Source organism: Sphingomonas prati (assembly GCF_014643515.1).
In the GTDB taxonomy this organism is placed as follows: domain Bacteria; phylum Pseudomonadota; class Alphaproteobacteria; order Sphingomonadales; family Sphingomonadaceae; genus Sphingomonas_R; species Sphingomonas_R prati.
Genome location: NZ_BMJP01000002.1, coordinates 90752 through 104158, shown reverse-complemented (window position 1 = coordinate 104158; position 13407 = coordinate 90752). Strand labels below are relative to the sequence as shown.

The following is a 13407-nucleotide window of genomic DNA, read 5'->3' as shown; positions in this document are numbered from 1 at the left end:
TCCGACGGTCGAGACGTACGCGTGAATGCGGGGAGCCGGAGCGGGGTGGCTCCATGGCAAAAGGGCACGCCAGACGCGCCGGTCCGTGGACCGGAGCCTGGCGCGCCTGTCAGCCGGCGCGCTTAGCGCGCGGCCATCCGGGCATCCACGAGCGCGATCGCCCGCTGGACGGCAGTCTCTATACTCAAAAGGCTGGTATCCAGCAAGTCGGCATCCGCGGCCTGCACCAGCGGGGCGGTATCGCGCGTGCTGTCGCGCCGGTCGCGTTCGCGGATCTCGGCGAGGAGCGTGTCGACCGAGACCTGTTGCCCCATGCCGGCCATCTCCGCATGGCGGCGTTGCGCGCGGACGGTGGGGCTGGCGCGGACGAACAGCTTGGCATCGGCATGCGGCGCGATGACGGTGCCGATGTCGCGCCCGTCGAGGATCGCGCCGCCGGGCCGCGCGGCGAAATCGCGCTGCCGCTCGACCAAGGCTTCACGGACTGCCGGATGCGCGGAGACGATCGAGGCGGTGGCGCCGGCGTCTTCGGAGCGGAGCTTGGGATCGCTGAGCAGCAGATCGTCGAACCGGCAGCCGGCGAGCGCATCGTCGGGATCGGACGGGTTGCCGCCGCCGCGCACGACGTTGAGGCCGACCGCGCGGTAGAGCAGCCCGGTGTCGAGATAGGGTAGCCGGTAATGTGCGGCGAGTGCGCGGGCGATGGTGCCCTTGCCCGATGCGGCGGGGCCGTCGACGGCGATGATCATGCGATGTCTCCGTCGTTCAGGCCGTCATGCAGGCGCATCCAGTCGCGCAGATGCATCAGGAACAGGTCGGGCCGGTCGTTCTGCAGACGGTGGGCGGCGCCGGCCACGACGATGGTGGTGCCGCGGTTGTGCGGGACCATGGCGGCGAACTTCAGCGCGGTGGGTTCGGTCACCTCGTCCGAGTCGCCGATCAGGAACAGCGTGGGCGCTTGTAGCTGAGCAAGGAGCGGCGTGCCGTCATAGTCCGCGAGCGTGCCGGTCGCACTGAACTCGCTGGTGCCCCACATCGCCTCGTACATCGCGGGCGTGAAGCAGCGTGGCATCGCCGATGCGTAGGCGGTCACGACCGGGTCGGGATCGCGCGAGCACCAGTAGCGGTCGTAATAGGCGCGGGTCGCGGCGCGGCAGGCCTCCGCGGCAGGCGGGTTCGGCCCCTCGCAGGCGATGAGCGTCGCCTGGACGTCGGCAGGCAACCGCGTGCGGAGCGTGGCGGCGTCGGCGAGCCAGGCGGCGGTCGAGACGAGCGGGCCCATCAGGACGAGGCTGGCGATGCCGGTTGTGCGGGCGGCATGTTCGAGCGCGAGCGTGGCGCCCCAGCTGTGGCCGAACAGGTGGACGCGGTCGAGCCCGAGCGCGGTGCGGATCGCGGCGATCTCGGACGCGAATCGGTCGACGGTCCAGTTCGCGGGGTCGCCGGGGTGGTCCGATCGACCGCAATCGAGCTGGTCGTAGAAGATGACCGCGCGGTCGGTGGCGAGCGGTGCGGCCGGGATTAGCCCGGCATGCGAGCCGCCGGGGCCGCCATGGACGAGCAGCAGCGGGGTGCGGCCGCTGGTGAGGTCGCCGTCGATCCGGACGTGGAGCGTGCCGCCCTCGACCGCCACGCGCTGCGTGCGGGTCGCGGGTGCGGCGACGGCGGTGCTGCCGAGGGGGGTCATGGGGCGGGGGCCGAGCGCGCGCCGAGCGTGGCGAGCAGCGTGGGGAAGGTCGGGAAGCTGGTCGCGATCGGGCTGGTGTCGTCGATCGTGACCGGGCCGGTGGCGGCGAGGCCGGCGACCGCGAAGCTCATCGCGATGCGGTGGTCGAGATGCGTCCGGACGGGCGCCGAGCCGGCGGGGAGGCCGGGGAAGGGGACGCCGTCGCGGCCGTCGATGATGAGGCCGTCGGGCAGTTCCTCGACCACGGCACCGATCGCGCGGAGGCCGGTGGCCATGACGGCGATGCGGTCCGATTCCTTGACGCGCAGCTCCTCCAGCCCGCGTAACGTCGTGCGGCCGCGGGCGAGGGCGGCGGCAACGAACAGGACGGGATATTCGTCGATCATTGACGGAGCGGTCTCGGTCGGAACCTCGATCCCGTGGAGGGTCGATCCGCGCACGACGAGGTCGGCCACCGGTTCGCCGCCGACTTGGCGCTGGTCGTGGAAGGTCAGGTCCGCGCCCATCGCCTGGAGCACGCCGAACAGGCCGGCGCGGGTCGGGTTGATGCCGACATTCTCGATGCGGACCTCCGACCCCGGCACGATCAGCGCGGCGACGACGAGGAATGCGGCGGAGGAGGGGTCGCCGGGGACGTCGATATGCTGCGGCTTGAGGTCCGCCGGGCCGTGGATCGCGATGGTGCGCGTGCCGTCGGCGTCCATGGTGACGTCGACGGTCGCGCCGAAGCCGGCGAGCATCCGTTCGCTATGGTCGCGGGTCGGCACCGGTTCGATCACGCGGGTGATGCCGGGGGTGTTGAGCCCGGCGAGCAGAACCGCGGACTTCACCTGCGCCGAGGCGACGGGGAGCCGGTAGTCGAGCGGGACCGCGGGGTTGAGGCCGCGGACCATGAGCGGGAGCCGGCCGCCGGGGCTGGCGGTGATGTCCGCGCCCATCGCCGACAGCGGATCGATGACGCGCCCCATCGGCCGCTTGCTGAGCGAGGCGTCGCCGGTGAAGGTCGCGGTGATCGGGTGGCTGGCGACGAGGCCCATCAGCAGGCGGGTCGACGTGCCGCTGTTGCCCATGTCGAGCGCAATGGCGGGTTGCAGCAGGCCGCCGACCCCGACGCCGTCGACCGTCCAGCGGCCGTCGTCGGATCGGACGATGGTGGCGCCCATCGCGCGCAGTGCGCCGGCGGTGGCGTGGACGTCCTCGCCCTCCAGCAGGCCGTCGATCGTGCTGCGGCCGACCGCGAGCGCGGACAGCATCAGCGCGCGGTGCGAGATCGACTTGTCGCCCGGCACGCGGACCCGGCCGGACAGCGGGCCGGCGGTGGTGAAGGTGGTGGGGGTCGGGGCGGGCCGAAGGGATGGAGCGTGCATGGGGCGCGGCTTTGACAGGGGCATGGGGCTGTGGCAAGGCGCGCGGCAATTCGCGTCGACGGCTCCCGGCTTTCGGCGCGCTTCCCCTTTTGCGGAGCAACCATCCATGACGAAGCCTGAATGGGGCGCCAAGCGGACCTGCCCGAAGTGCGGCACGCGGTTCTACGACCTGGGCAAGGACGATCCCGTCACGTGCGTCGAGTGCGCGACGCAGTTCGAACCGGAAAGCGTGCTGAAGTCCAAGCAGCCGCTGTCCTATGACGCGCCGAAGAAGGTCGTCGAGGAAAAGGACGATTCGGACCTGAGCGAGGACCTCGAAGTCGACGAGGACGCCGAGCCGAGCCCCGACGACGATGTCGACCTGGGCGGCGACGACGATATCGGTGTGGCCGCACCGGCGGACGAAGACGAGAATTAATGCTTGCAGGGGCGCGCCGGCTTTCGTAGAGCGCGCCTCACCCCGCCGGTTCCCAGCCGGCGGTCAGGGTATGGGGCCGTAGCTCAGCTGGGAGAGCGTCGCGATGGCATTGCGAAGGTCTGGGGTTCGATCCCCCACGGCTCCACCAACCCCCCTAAAAAAGCCCGCAGCGATGCGGGCTTTTTTGCGTTTGGGGTCGGGCGGCATCGCTGCGGCGGCCCATTGCGGTCTGGAATGGGGGCGTCCGTTCGAACCTCGTCTGTCGATCGTCATGCAGGCGGTCTTTAGATCGGCGGTTCCGGTCCGTCGCTCCGGCCCCGGTTCGCGCTCTTGATCAGCAGTATTCATTGCCACGCGTTGGCTCTGGTCCACCCCCGCCATTCGCCGTAGATGCTTGGCCTGCGACGCCGTCACGTGAATGACGGCGCGGGTCGGGGACGAAAATGCCAGCTATTGCACGACGGATTCTCCCCCTGGCGATGGCCGCCGCCATGGCGATCAGCGGCGTCGCATCGGCGAGCGACCTTCCGCGGCTCGTCACGAAGGATGGCCGGCATGCGCTGATGGTCGATGGGGCGCCGTTCCTGATGCTTGGCGTGCAGGCGAATAACTCGGCGAACTACGCCTCGCAGCTTCCGACGGTCTGGCCGGCCGTGAAGGCTGCGTCTGCCAACACGCTGGAAATGCCGATCGCGTGGGAGCAGATCGAACCGGTCGAGGGGCAGTTCGATTTCTCCTTCGTCGACGAATTGCTGACGCAGGCGCGTGCGAACGACGTCAGGCTGGTCCTGCTGTGGTTCGGAACCTGGAAGAACAACAATCCGGATTATGCGCCGGAATGGGTCAAGCTGAACAACAGGCGCTTTCCACGGGTCGTCAATGCGAAGGGCGAGGTGAAGAACTCGCTCTCACCCCATTTCCGCGCGACGCTGGAGGCGGACAAGCGCGCGTTCGTGGCGCTCATGCGGCACCTGAAGGCGGCCGATCCGGATCACAGCGTCATCATGGTCCAGGTCGAGAACGAGGTGGACACGTACAGTGCGGTGCGCGATTTCTCGCCGACGGCCCAGCGGCTGTTCGAACAGCCGGTGCCGGCCGAACTGATCAGGGCGATGCGCGCGAAGCCCGGCACCTGGAAAGCCGCGTTCGGCAAGGATGCCGACGAGTATTTCCATGCCTGGCATATCGCCCGGTACGTGGACGAGATCACGGTGGCCGGCAAACGCGAGCTGGCGCTGCCGATGTATGTCAACGCGGCTTTGCGCGACCCGTTCAAGTATCAGGATCCGTTCACCTATTCCTCGGGCGGGCCGACGTGGAACGTCCTGGACGTGTGGAAGACGGGGGCGCCGGCGGTCGATGCGATCGCGCCGGACATCTATGATCGCGACAGTGCGCGGGTCCGCAAGACGCTGGATCAATATGGGCGGGCGGACAATGCGTTGTTCGTTCCGGAGATCGGCAGCGACAAGGGCTATGCGCGGCACTTCTATGACGTGCTGGGGCGGCAGGGGATCGGTTTTGCGCCGTTCGGCCTCGATTACTCCGGCTTCTCGAATTATCCACTGGGTGCGCGGCAGGTGAACGCCCAGACGGTCGAGACCTTCGCGGTTCATTACCGGCGATTTGCCCCGATGGCGCGGGACTGGGCCAGGCTCTCGTTCGAGAACGAGGTCTGGGGCGCGGGCGAGGCGGACGATCGGAAGCCCGAGACGCTGAAGCTTGGCGATCGCTGGACGGCGACGCTGACCTACGGCGAATGGCAGATGGGGACCGTCGGCGACAGCTGGCTGGGGAAGGCCGACCCGGTGCCCGATCGCGACGTGCCCGACGGCGGGGCGACGATCGCGCAACTGTCGCCGAACGAGTTCCTGCTCGTCGGGCATCGGGTGCGCGTGCGGTTCGATTCGGCGAAGGGCGAGCGGTTCATGATGGCCCGGGTCGAGGAAGGGCATTTCCATGACGGCAAATGGGTCTTCGAGCGCGTCTGGAACGGCGACCAGACCGGCAGCGGGCTCAATCTGACGACGTTGCCGCAGGTCCTGAAGGTGAAGCTGGCGCCTTACTGAACCGGTCAGGCAGGCACCGCGACCGGGGCGTTGCGGGCCTGGAAGAGTTTGCCGCGTTCCACGAGCAACACCATGGCGAGCGACCCGACGCCGGTGAGGAAGAAGCCGGCGGCGACCGGGATCGTGGTGCCGTTGAAGCTCTGCCCGATCAGCAGGCCGACCAGCGCGCCGCCCGTTGTCGACAGGAAGCCCTGGATCGACGAGGCGGTTCCGGCGATGTGGCCGACCGGCTCCATCGCCATCGAGTTGAAGTTGGACGCGGCGAGCGCGAAGCAGCCCATGGTCGCGGCAAGCAGGACGGCAAAGCTCAGCACGGTTTCGTAGCCGGCCGCGGCGACCGCCAGATGGACGCCGCTGATCGCGATGAAGCCGAGCAAAGCGGTGTGCGAGACGAGGCGCGTGCCGAGCCGTTCGACGATCCGCGAGTTGAAGAACGAACCGATCGCCATCGTGCCGGCGGTCGCGGCGAACACGGTGGTGAAGATCGCCGGGCGCTGGAACACGTCGGCGAAGATCTGCTGCACCGAGTTGATGTAGCCCATCAGCCCGCCGAACAGCAGCGAGGTGGCGAGCGTGTAGCCGAGTGCATAGCGGTTGGTGACGACTTCGCGTGCCGCGGACAGGATCGAGGCGACCGAGATCGGGCGGCGATAATCCTCGTGCAGCGTCTCGGGCAGCTTGAACCAGCCCCAGGTGACCACCGCGATTGCGAAGGCGGCGAGGAAGTAGAAGATCCAGGGCCACGGCCCGGCCATCAGGATGAGCTGGCCGATGCTGGGCGCGAGGATCGGCACCGCGAGGAACACGATGAAGCTGAGCGACATGACGCGCGCCATCTGGCGGCCGGAGTAGCAGTCGCGCACGATCGAGACCGCAAGCACGCGCGACGAGGCAGCGACGACCCCCTGGAGCAGGCGGGCGGCGACGATGGTCGTGAAGTCGGTCGAGAAGGTGGCGGCGATGCTGGCGACCGCGAACAGCGAGAGGCTGACGAGCAGGACGGGCTTTCGACCGACGCGGTCGGAGAGCGGGCCGTAGAACAGCTGAGCCGCGCCGAAGCCGAGGACGTAGGCGGCGATGATGAACTGGCGCTGGTTCTCGACCGTGATGCCGAGCGCGCTGGACATGGCCGGGAGCGCGGGCAGCATGATGTCGATGCCGAGCGCGTTGATCGCCATCATCGCGGCGATGAACGCAACGAACTGGCGGAAGCCCATGCCGGGGTGGGCAGGGCCGCCGTGACGGGTGGTGGCTTCGATCATGTCCGGACTTTCGCTGCGTTGCAGCAAGATGGGGCGACCGCGGCGCTACGGCAACCCCCGTTTGGGTGTCAGTTCCCCGAACCGAGCGGCGTGCCGGTGGGCTGACCGGCGTTCGACAGGGTCGTGCCGCCCGACAGGCCGCTGACCGCATTGTTGCCGTTCGAGACGCCGCTGGCGCCCGAACCGGTGTAGCCGGCGCTGCCGGTCGAGAGCCGGTTGTTGAGCCGCGACGCGCTGCTCAAGCCGGCCTGCGCGTTGACGCGCGCGCTGAGCGACGAGTTCGATCCGAGCGGGGTGCCGGGCTGGCCGTAGCCGGTGCCGGCGACGTCGGGGATCGAGCCGGTGGCGGTGGTCGAGGTGCTGCCCGAAAGCGAGCCGCTGCCCAGACCGATGCCGAGGCTGCTGCTCGACGAGCCGGAACCGGTGGTGTTGGACGAAACGCTGCCAGTCGAGGCGGAGTTGCCGGTCGTCAGCTGGGCTGCGGCCGGGGCGGCGACGAGGGCGATGAGGGCGAGGGCGGCGGTGGGACGCATGGTTGGTCTCCGAGTGAGTTGCCGGTGTAACCCGGCGGGACAGGCGGGGGTTCCGCGGGTCAGGTGGCGGGGCTGGCGTTGCTGAGCACGAGTTGCGTGTTGAGTGCGGCGATGAGGCGGTCGCAGCCGGGCTGGTCGCGACCCTCGGCCCGCGCAACGAGCAGGTCCTGTGTGTTGGACGCGCGGAGCAGCCACCAGCCGTCGGGCATGGTGACGCGGACGCCGTCGGTGGTGTCGACGGTGGCGCCAGCTGCAGCAAGCCGGGCGGCGACCTCTGCCACGACGTCGAACTTGCGGTCCTCGGTGGAGGCGAAGCGCAGTTCTGGGGTGGCGGTGCGGGCGGGGAGCGCGTCGGCGAGGTCGGCAAGGGGTTTGTCGGTGAGCGTGCGGATCAGGCGGAGCGCGGCGTAGAGTGCGTCGTCGTAGCCGAGATAGTCGTCGGCGAAGAAGATGTGGCCACTCTGTTCGCCGGCAAGCAGCGCGCCGGTGTCGCGCATCGCGTCCTTCATCGGGGCGTGGCCGGCGCGGCCCATGACGGGGGTGCCGCCGAGTGCGGCGATCCGGTCGAACAGGATCTGCGACATCTTCACGTCGCCGATGATCGTCGCGCCGGGGTGGGCGGCCAGCACCGGTTCGGCGAGGATTGCGAGCAGCCGGTCGGCGGGCAAAGTGCGGCCGCGGTGGTCGATCACGCCGATCCGGTCGCCGTCGCCGTCGAACGCGATGCCCAGGTCGAGTTCCTCACGCAGGACGAGTGCGCGGAGATCGGCGAGGTTGGCGTCGATGGTGGGGTCGGGGTGGTGGTTGGGGAAGCTGCCGTCGATCGCGGTGAACAGCAGATGGTGTTCGCCGGGAAGGCGGGCGGTGAGCTGTTTGACGATCGCGCCGGCCGCGCCGTTGCCGGCGTCCCAGCCAATGCGGAGCGGGGGCAGGTCGGGGCCTTCGATTAGGCGGTCGACGTAGCGGGTGGCGCTGTCGAGGTCGGACACTTGGCCGGGGTGGGGTGCGTCGGTCCAGTCGCCGGCGGCTGCAAGTGCCCCGAGGTCCGTGATCTGGTCGGCGTAGAAGGGGCGGTGGGCGTGGACGAGCTTGAAGCCGTTGTACGAGGGCGGGTTGTGGCTGCCGGTGACCATGACCGCGGCGTCGACGCCGAGCACGGCCTCCGTAAAATAGAGCATCGGGGTGGGGCCGACGCCGATACGCACGACGTCGCAGCCGGCCGCGGTGAGGCCGGTGACGAGCGCGTCCTGGAGCGCCGCGCTATGTGTGCGCCCGTCGCGGCCGACCGCGATGCGGGTGCTGCCGGCGCGGGTGACGAGGGTGGCGAAGGCGCGGCCGACCGCAGTGGCATCGGCCGGGTGGAGCGTGTCGCCGACGATGCCGCGAATGTCGTATTCGCGCAGGATCGATGGCGCGAAGCGGTGTGGCGCTGGCCGGGTCAGCGGTCGATCGGGCGCGACGGGGTGACGGCGAGCAGCGTGTCGCGCGCGAGGTTCACGCGGCGAGCGAGATCGGCAGTGCCGCCGGCGTCGGGGTGGACGCGGGCGATGAGTCGGCGGTGCGCCGCGCGGATCCGGTCGGCATCGGCACCGATCGGCAGTTCGAGCAGGGCGAGCGCCTCGGTCTCGGTCATCAGCGGGCGAGCGGGGACCTGCTTGCGGAACCAGACCCAGGTGCCGGCACCGCCCAGGGCCACGATGCCGAGCGTGGGATTGCCCTTGAACAGCAGGCTGAGCCCGATCAGCGCCGCGACGCCGGCGGCGACATCGGCATAGCGCAGCGTCTTGAGCGAGCCGTCCTTGTACGCCCAATATCCGACCGCGGCGGCGGCAAGGAGCAGCAGGAGCATCAGGCGGCGGCCATCGTCGATGCGGGGGCCGGTTCGGGCTTGCGATCGGGGAGCGCCAGGCCGGCGATCATTTCGCGCAGTTCCTGGCGCGCGGCGATGTGCGCGATGCCGGCGTCGGCACCGATCGCCTTCAGGTCGAGCAGCGTCAGCCCCTTCGGAAACAGTTCGCGGAAGATGACGCGTTCGGACAGGCCGGGGATGACGCGGAAGCCGACCCGCTTGCTGAGTTCGGCGAGGGCGGCGGCGACGCGTTTCATGTTGCGTGCCTCGATATGCTGCAACCGGTTGCGCAGCACGACCCAGTCGACGGTGCCGCCGTCGGTCTTGGCGCGGACCTTGCGCGCGTCCCACACGATCTCCGCGTAGAAGCTGGGGCGCTTGATCTTGTAGCTGTCCGGATCGACCTGCCCGATCAGGTCGAGATCGATGAAGCTGTCGTTGATCGGGGTGACTAGCGTGTCGGCGCGTTCGATCGCGGCGCGGGCCGGACCGTCGTCGCGGCCGGGCGTGTCAACGACGATGATGTCGACCTCAGACCGGAGCGCGTCGATCCGTTCGCCGACCTGCGGGCCCTTGGCGGGATCGAGCGTTTCGACGTGCGGCAGGGGCAGATCGACGCCGAGCCGCTCCATCGTGGCGGTGCGGTTCTCCAGATAACGGGCGAGCGTGCGCTGGCGGTGGTCGAGGTCGATCGTCGCGACCCGGCGGCCGGCCGCGGCCAGCGCGACCGCGGTATGGACCGCGGTGGTGGACTTGCCCGAACCGCCTTTTTCATTGGCGAAGACGATGAGATGCGCTGTCTGCAAAAGCCCTTTGCGGGTATGCCCCGCCCCCTTGAACTCGTCCGGCGCGCCCCCCAAAGACGCTGTTCAGCCCTATCGGAGGCCACCCCAAGGTGCAAATCATTCGTACTGTCGGCGCGTTGCGCGCCATCGTCCGCGCCTGGCGCGCGGCGGGGGAGAGCGTGGCGCTGGTGCCGACGATGGGGGCGCTGCATGCCGGGCACATGGCGCTGGTCGCGGCCGCCCGGTTGCGCGCGGACCATGTGGTGGCGTCGATCTTCGTCAATCCGACGCAGTTCGGGCCGAACGAGGATCTGGTGGCGTACCCCAGGCGCGAGGCGGCGGATGCGGCGATGCTGGATGCGGGCGGCGTGGACGTGCTGTGGGCGCCGGACGTGGCGGCGATGTATCCGGAGGGGTACGCGAGCAACCTGTCGGTCGCCGGGGTGAGCGAGGGGCTTTGCGGTGCGGCGCGGCCGGGCCATTTCGACGGGGTGGCGACGGTGGTCGCCAAGCTACTGAACCAGGTGCAGCCGGACGTCGCGCTGTTCGGCGAGAAGGACTGGCAGCAGCTGGCAGTGATCCGGCGGATGGTGGCGGATATGGATTTCGCGGTCGAGATCGTCGGTGTGCCGACACAGCGTGAGGATGACGGCTTGGCGCTGTCGTCGCGCAACGCCTATCTCGACGACGAGCAGCGGGCGGCGGCGCGGGCGATGCCGCGCGCACTGGGCGAGGCGGCGGCGGCGATCGCGCGCGGCGACGACGTGGCGGGCGTGCTGGCGGCAGCGGAGCGGCGGCTGATCGACGCGGGGTTCGCGAGCGTGGACTATGTGGCGCTGAGCGATGCGGAGAGTTTGGTGCCGGTTGGCGTGGTGGGGGATCGGCCGATGCGGTTGCTGGCGGCCGCGCGGCTGGGGACGACGCGGTTGATCGACAATGTGCCGGTGGTGGTGGGCTGAGGGTTCGACGTCCCTTGGTCGACGACGTTAACCATTTATACTCGCTTGGGGCCCCATCTTTCCAGTCCTGACGACTCGCGTCGGAACAGGGAATGGACCATGGGACAGCAACTTCGTACCGCCGGCAGCATCATCGACGATCGGATCGCGGAGGCGACCCGGGGGGATGTCGACGCACTGCTCGATCTTGGGATGGCCTATTCGTCGGGTGGCGGGGGGATCGGGCTCGATCTGGTCGAGGCGCATAAGTGGTTCAATCTGGCGGCGCTGAACGGCAGCGAGCGCGGGCAGCAGTGTCGCGCGGAGATCGCCGAGGACATGACCGCGCGCGAGATCGCGAACGCGCAGAAGGCGGCGCGGGCTTGGTTGGGGGTGACGGTGCGGGTTGCTGCTTGAGGGAATTGACCACCCACCTCCGTTCGGTTCGAGCTTGTCGAGAACCCTGGCTGGGTTGTGTAGGGGTCTCGACAGGCTCGAACCAAACGGAGTTTGGGGTTCCGAAAGGGATTCTCGACAGGCTCGAACCGAACGGAGTTTGCGGGGTGCTGTTGGCTTCTCGGCTGCGCTCGAAGGGTCCCTCGACTTCGCTCGGGATGGGCGGGGGCTTGAGGCCTACCCCTTCTTGAACGGGGTCATTTCGTCGAGTTCCTCGATGTCCTCGGCCACGGCGGCACGTTCGGCCTCGAGATAGTCGGCGACGGCGCGGCGGAAGGCGGGGTCGGGGATGTAGTGGGCGGACCAGGTGACGGCGGGGGCGTAGCCGCGGGCGAGCTTGTGGGAGCCCTGCGCGCCGGCTTCGACGCGGGAAAGGCCGCGGGCGATGGCGGCGTCGATCGCCTGGTAATAACAGAGTTCGAAATGGAGGAAGGGGACGTCCTCGGTCGAACCCCAGTAGCGGCCGTAGAGCGTGTCGGCGCCGATCAGGTTGAGCGCGCCGGCGATCGGCACGCCGTCGCGCAGCGCGAGCATCAGCAGGACGCGGTTGCCGAGCCGTTCGGACAGGAGCGAGAAGAAGCGCCGGTTGAGGTAGGGGCGGCCCCACTTCCGCGCGCCGGTGTCCTGGTAGAACAGCCAGAACGCGTCCCAGTGCGCCTCGGTGATCTGATCGCCGGTCAGGTGGACGATGTCGAGTCCCTGGACCGCGGCGGCGCGTTCCTTGCGGATCACCTTGCGCTTGCGGCTGGCGAGGGCCGCCAAAAAATCGTCGAAGCTGCCGTAGCCGTCGTTGGTCCAGTGGAACTGGCGGTCGGCGCGGATCAGCCAGCCGGCCGCTTCGAACACTTCGACCTCGTCCTCCGCCACGAAGGTGGCGTGCGCGGAGGAGAGGCCGAGCCGGTCGACGACCGCGGCGATGGCGTTGACCAGCGGCACGCGGAGTGCGGGGTCGCGGGTGAGCAGGCGCGGGCCGGGAACGGGGCTGAACGGGACGGCGATCTGGAGCTTCGGGTAATATTGCCCGCCGGCGCGCTCGAACGCGTCGGCCCAGCCATGGTCGAAGACATATTCGCCCTGGCTGTGGCTCTTGGCATAGGCTGGCGCGATCGCGGCGGGGCGGCCGTCGGGACCGTCGATGACGATCGGCACGGGCTGCCAACCAGCGCGGGGCTGCGCGCAGCCGGCATCCTCCAGCGCGGACAGGAAGGCGTGGCCGACGAACGGGTTGTCGGTGCCGGCGCAGGCGTCCCAGTCCGCCGCGCTGAAATCGGCGAGGCCGCCGGCCATGCGGGCGGTGAGGCCGGAATCGCTCATCGGTGCGCGCCTTCGAAGATCACTTCGTCCGCATGGGCGGCGGCGATCCGTTCGGCGGCGGCATCGCGCACGGTCCAGGTCAAGACGGGCATCCCGCGGGCGCGGAACCGCGCGGCGAACGGGCTGGGCAGGCTGCGGATATCATAGGCCAGGAAGTCGGGTTTCGCATGGGCCAGCGCAAGGGTGCGGCGGGCGTCGTGCGTCGGTCCGTGGCGGTCTTCCTCGCTGACGATCAGCCCGCGCGGGATGGCGGGGACGTTGCGGCGGAACCAGCGCGCGACGCCGGGGTGGAACGACATGACGGCGGCCGGCCCGCGATACCCGTCCAACTCGCGCGCGACGGCCCGGCAGATGGGCAGGATGTCGGTCGCGGGCGTCTTGACCTCGATCAGCAGGGGGACGCGGCCGAGCGTGCGGGCGAGCAGCTGGAACAGCGTGGGGATCGTCTCGTCCGTGCCGGTCAGGCGGATGCCGTCGAGTGCCGCGGCGTCGCGCGCGGCAAGCGGGCCGGTCTGGTCGGTCAGCCGGTCGAGATCGGCGTCGTGGAAGACGAACGCCTCGCCGTCGCGGCTGGCCTGGACGTCGCATTCTATGCCGTAGCCCGCGGCGATCGCGGCGACGAACGCGGCGCGGCTGTTTTCCAGTCGGCCGTCGCCGTGGAGGCCGCGGTGCGCGAAAGGTTGCGCGCGGAGAAAGGCGGTGCGCGCCGGATCTGGGGCGGGCACCGCT

The 13407-nt window shown here is 69.5% G+C and carries 14 protein-coding genes and 1 tRNA gene; 5 read left to right on the top strand and 10 right to left on the bottom strand.

The annotated features are described in order from the left end of the window. Nucleotides 1-122 precede the first annotated feature (122 nt). Genes IEX50_RS08350 through aroA form a run of 3 tightly spaced genes read right to left on the bottom strand, consistent with a single transcriptional unit; the run spans nucleotide 123 to nucleotide 3054 of the window. The gene (locus IEX50_RS08350; protein ID WP_157174766.1) at nucleotides 123-749 is read right to left on the bottom strand and encodes a (d)CMP kinase; all 627 of its coding nucleotides are present in this window, start codon (nucleotides 747-749) and stop codon (nucleotides 123-125) included. Next, a complete protein-coding gene (locus IEX50_RS08345; protein ID WP_157174767.1) occupies nucleotides 746-1687 on the bottom strand; it encodes a proline iminopeptidase-family hydrolase in 942 nt (313 codons plus the stop codon). Before IEX50_RS08345 ends, IEX50_RS08350 begins: the two co-directional genes overlap by 4 nt. Further along, nucleotides 1684-3054, bottom strand: a complete 1371-nt coding sequence (gene aroA, locus IEX50_RS08340; RefSeq protein ID WP_229673822.1) for a 3-phosphoshikimate 1-carboxyvinyltransferase — start codon at nucleotides 3052-3054, stop codon at nucleotides 1684-1686. The genes IEX50_RS08345 and aroA overlap by 4 nt, the downstream gene beginning before the upstream one ends. Before the next feature lie 106 nt (nucleotides 3055-3160). Between aroA and IEX50_RS08335 the strand changes: the two genes are divergently transcribed. The 3 genes from IEX50_RS08335 to IEX50_RS08325 all read left to right on the top strand — a co-directional run bounded on the left by IEX50_RS08335 (nucleotide 3161) and on the right by IEX50_RS08325 (nucleotide 5541). Next, entirely contained in the window at nucleotides 3161-3472 is a 312-nt protein-coding gene (locus IEX50_RS08335) for a TIGR02300 family protein (RefSeq protein ID WP_076071971.1), read from the top strand. A 72-nt stretch (nucleotides 3473-3544) separates the two neighbouring features. Then, nucleotides 3545-3620, top strand: a tRNA-Ala gene (locus tag IEX50_RS08330). 331 nt (nucleotides 3621-3951) lie between these two features. Beyond that, complete coding sequence (locus IEX50_RS08325; RefSeq protein ID WP_229673821.1) at nucleotides 3952-5541, top strand: DUF5597 domain-containing protein; 1590 nt, start codon at nucleotides 3952-3954, stop codon at nucleotides 5539-5541. A gap of 5 nt (nucleotides 5542-5546) precedes the next feature. On the opposite strand, the gene IEX50_RS08320 is transcribed toward IEX50_RS08325, so the two are convergent. From IEX50_RS08320 to IEX50_RS08300, 5 genes are all read right to left on the bottom strand, one after another. Beyond that, nucleotides 5547-6803, bottom strand: coding sequence for a multidrug effflux MFS transporter (locus tag IEX50_RS08320; protein ID WP_229673820.1), 1257 nt, complete (start codon nucleotides 6801-6803; stop codon nucleotides 5547-5549). Nucleotides 6804-6871: 68 nt separating this feature from the next. After that, nucleotides 6872-7336, bottom strand: a complete 465-nt coding sequence (locus tag IEX50_RS08315) for a hypothetical protein (RefSeq protein WP_157174770.1) — start codon at nucleotides 7334-7336, stop codon at nucleotides 6872-6874. Nucleotides 7337-7395: 59 nt separating this feature from the next. Continuing rightward, on the bottom strand, nucleotides 7396-8778 hold the full coding sequence (gene pgmG, locus IEX50_RS08310) for a phosphoglucomutase/phosphomannomutase PgmG (RefSeq protein ID WP_157175777.1): 1383 nt from the start codon (nucleotides 8776-8778) through the stop codon (nucleotides 7396-7398). Further along, nucleotides 8775-9185: a J domain-containing protein gene (locus IEX50_RS08305; RefSeq protein WP_157174771.1), complete on the bottom strand. Its 411-nt coding sequence runs from the start codon at nucleotides 9183-9185 to the stop codon at nucleotides 8775-8777. The genes pgmG and IEX50_RS08305 overlap by 4 nt, the downstream gene beginning before the upstream one ends. Beyond that, nucleotides 9185-9991: a division plane positioning ATPase MipZ gene (locus IEX50_RS08300; protein WP_157174772.1), complete on the bottom strand. Its 807-nt coding sequence runs from the start codon at nucleotides 9989-9991 to the stop codon at nucleotides 9185-9187. The genes IEX50_RS08305 and IEX50_RS08300 overlap by 1 nt, the downstream gene beginning before the upstream one ends. An 89-nt stretch (nucleotides 9992-10080) precedes the next feature. Here IEX50_RS08300 and panC point away from each other — a divergent pair, with 89 nt between their 5' ends. Further along, entirely contained in the window at nucleotides 10081-10929 is an 849-nt protein-coding gene (gene panC, locus IEX50_RS08295) for a pantoate--beta-alanine ligase (RefSeq protein WP_157174773.1), read from the top strand. A 99-nt stretch (nucleotides 10930-11028) separates the two neighbouring features. After that, nucleotides 11029-11325, top strand: a complete 297-nt coding sequence (locus IEX50_RS08290) for a hypothetical protein (protein ID WP_157174774.1) — start codon at nucleotides 11029-11031, stop codon at nucleotides 11323-11325. A 216-nt stretch (nucleotides 11326-11541) separates the two neighbouring features. Here IEX50_RS08290 and IEX50_RS08285 read toward each other — a convergent pair whose 3' ends face one another. After that, nucleotides 11542-12678, bottom strand: coding sequence for a GNAT family N-acetyltransferase (locus tag IEX50_RS08285; RefSeq protein WP_157174775.1), 1137 nt, complete (start codon nucleotides 12676-12678; stop codon nucleotides 11542-11544). Continuing rightward, nucleotides 12675-13403 carry a glycerophosphodiester phosphodiesterase family protein gene (locus IEX50_RS08280; protein WP_229673819.1) on the bottom strand — a complete coding sequence of 243 codons (729 nt, stop codon included), beginning with the start codon at nucleotides 13401-13403 and terminating at the stop codon, nucleotides 12675-12677. Before IEX50_RS08280 ends, IEX50_RS08285 begins: the two co-directional genes overlap by 4 nt. Nucleotides 13404-13407 lie beyond the last annotated feature (4 nt).

Coding starts and splice junctions, on each gene's coding strand:
- IEX50_RS08350 (WP_157174766.1), bottom strand. CDS start 749: ATGATCATCGCCGTCGACGGCCCCGCCGCATCGGGCAAGGGCACCATC.
- IEX50_RS08345 (WP_157174767.1), bottom strand. CDS start 1,687: ATGACCCCCCTCGGCAGCACCGCCGTCGCCGCACCCGCGACCCGCACG.
- aroA (WP_229673822.1), bottom strand. CDS start 3,054: ATGCACGCTCCATCCCTTCGGCCCGCCCCGACCCCCACCACCTTCACC.
- IEX50_RS08335 (WP_076071971.1), top strand. CDS start 3,161: ATGACGAAGCCTGAATGGGGCGCCAAGCGGACCTGCCCGAAGTGCGGC.
- IEX50_RS08325 (WP_229673821.1), top strand. CDS start 3,952: ATGGCCGCCGCCATGGCGATCAGCGGCGTCGCATCGGCGAGCGACCTT.
- IEX50_RS08320 (WP_229673820.1), bottom strand. CDS start 6,803: ATGATCGAAGCCACCACCCGTCACGGCGGCCCTGCCCACCCCGGCATG.
- IEX50_RS08315 (WP_157174770.1), bottom strand. CDS start 7,336: ATGCGTCCCACCGCCGCCCTCGCCCTCATCGCCCTCGTCGCCGCCCCG.
- IEX50_RS08305 (WP_157174771.1), bottom strand. CDS start 9,185: ATGCTCCTGCTGCTCCTTGCCGCCGCCGCGGTCGGATATTGGGCGTAC.
- IEX50_RS08290 (WP_157174774.1), top strand. CDS start 11,029: ATGGGACAGCAACTTCGTACCGCCGGCAGCATCATCGACGATCGGATC.
- IEX50_RS08285 (WP_157174775.1), bottom strand. CDS start 12,678: ATGAGCGATTCCGGCCTCACCGCCCGCATGGCCGGCGGCCTCGCCGAT.